Source organism: Bradyrhizobium sp. GCM10028915 (assembly GCF_042666195.1).
In the GTDB taxonomy this organism is placed as follows: domain Bacteria; phylum Pseudomonadota; class Alphaproteobacteria; order Rhizobiales; family Xanthobacteraceae; genus Bradyrhizobium; species Bradyrhizobium canariense_D.
Genome location: NZ_JBHTFN010000047.1, coordinates 1 through 2,333, shown reverse-complemented (window position 1 = coordinate 2,333; position 2,333 = coordinate 1). Strand labels below are relative to the sequence as shown.

Sequence of the window (2,333 nt, the reverse complement as noted above, 5' to 3'; positions counted from 1 at the left end):
GCGGATCCCCGTCGCCCGGCCTATGCGCTTGGCCGATAGGCAGGTCACGGACGCATCGCTTTCCCTCGGATCGCTTCTCGCTGAAGCCTGGAATGCGCACTGGGGCTGGTCGCGCCATTGGGGTGCGCGGGAGCCAAAGGTCGCGTAGGAGAAGATTTTACGACTGTCCGCAGATCTTCGCGGAGGTCAGAAAAGCCGGCGGCGAGCCCATCAATCTCGTGAACCTGAGCTTTGGCGAGCGAACGAAGCTGCCACACGGCAAGGCGGCGCCCATGCCCTCAAGAACAATGAACCCGCCACGATCGAGGTCGGTGGCACGAAACGCGCCTATGCCGCAGGCATCTCCAGGAGCGCCGTCCGCTAAGCGGGTGCCAGTCTGGAAAACCGTTCGATGCATCCGCCTCTGCTCTGCTTCGCGCCACCTCAGTCCGATACGAACGAGGCCCTCGCGGCCTTCACGGATCCGGAGATGAATCGATGCACCTCTTGGACCCGGCGTGTCTCGTGCGTATCGGGATGAGAGGTAATCCAATAGTTGCGCACGAACCGGACCTCGGGCAGCAAGCGCTTCAGCTCCGGATACCGTTGCGCTCTCAACCCGCTGGGTTATCCCGGCTTGATGGTCAAAAGCTGCACCAAAGGGGCGGTATATGCACAAATGCATCATCTCCCTGGATCTAAAGCTCAAAGTATCCTCAGGAATGAATGCTAGAATGAAGCGCGCACTCGGTTCGCTCGGAAAGAGCCGCTTATTCTAGGAACCGTAGCGACTGTGCGCTTCATCTCGTATTGACGTGGTGGCCAAAGAGCCACCGACTGGGAGCTACGAAGACGATGACCGCCCAAATCAACCCCTCAAGTCAACTCGATCACCTCCCGCTGTTTCTCTCTAAGCAGCATCCCGAGTTCATAAAGGTGTTTGAGGCAGTGAACAATCTGCCGATCGACGACACACATTGTCACATCATGACCGAACGAGATGCCGTAACAACTCCGCAGCGCTATGTGGAGCGCATATCTTTTGGCGCTTATGGTACCGCATATTACTTTCCAGAGGGCGTGTATGATCGTTGGCTAAATGGTGACGAGAAAACGAGGCACGACCTCAACAAGGCATTTGATATCCAGAGCAAGGTCGCTGGCATCACTCGTGATATCGCAGAAAGCGTATTCATGAAGTTTCTTGTTAAGGAGCTCTCGCAGTTTTTGAGCTGTGAGCCAAGACTCGAGGCGGTCATAGAAGCAAGGAATGAACGCGGAAAGAATTACTGGGCTTACGTAAATAGCCTGCTCCGGGATGTGAACTACGAGAACATTATGCTGGATACGGGATTTGCTGAAGGTTGTGGGGCGGTCGAGATATCGCGGTTTGAAGAAGCCATACTGCCCTGCCGCTCCAACCGTCTCGCCAGAATAGAGATGATCCAAAGAGAGCTCTTTCCTCTCGACATTTCATTCGAGGAGTACGAGCAGCGCTTCGTAACAAGGATGCACGAAATGCTCGATGGAGGAGGAGAGGGAAATTATGGAAAAAAATCCTATGGAATGAAGTCCTATCTTCTCCCATTTATAGGCTTGATCAGGCCACTTTATGATCGTGAAGTGGCTCGGGAATCCTGGAAAACTCTTAGGGAGTCCTTTCACAAGATTCCCCCCAGAGATCGAGAGGCCGTTTACAACATCTCGAAAGATCTCCGCCGCTACAATTTCACAATCGCACTAGAAGAGTGCCTAAAGCGCGACATTCCAATGCAGATTCATACCGGAGATGGAGAAGCTCCTTCTGTGATACTTCGCAATCAAGATCCCTTTTTTCTTGAGGAGGTGTGCCGCTTCGACCGAGATGACGTAATGCGTATGCCTAAAATAATTCCTCTACATGCAGGTTATCCGTCAGTAGGAAAGGCCGCTTGGCTTAGTCATTTGTACCCAAACTGCTATTTTGAATTGTCGGTCATGACACCATTTGTGCATCAGAGTCTGTTCCAGAGATACATGCAAGTTATGGAGGTCGTTCCTCTCTCCAAAATAATGTACGCAAGTGACGCCTGTCAGATTCCTGAGCTCTATTGGCTTGCTGGTCGCTGGGGCAAGCGATACTTGGCACAGGCTCTCACTGAACACGTTGTGGGAGGAAGCCTTAGCTTTGATGAGGCAATTGAGGGCGCCAGAATGATATTATATAAAAATAACAGATCGCTTTATAAGCTGGATTGAACGAAGGGCTATTGTCTCGCGGCGATCAGGATGGAAGAGCGCGTCAATGAAGGTGAGAGAGTTTCGCCGGGCTCGTGACGAAGGGAGGGCGTAGCCCGACCGGAGTTACGAGCCCG

General features: G+C 52.9%; 1 protein-coding gene. It reads left to right on the top strand.

Annotated elements, in window-relative coordinates:
* The first annotated feature begins 834 nt into the window (after nt 1-834).
* Entirely contained in the window at nt 835-2,217 is a 1,383-nt protein-coding gene (locus tag ACFQX9_RS27930) for an amidohydrolase family protein (protein WP_377791161.1), read from the top strand.
* The last annotated feature ends 116 nt before the right edge of the window (nt 2,218-2,333 follow it).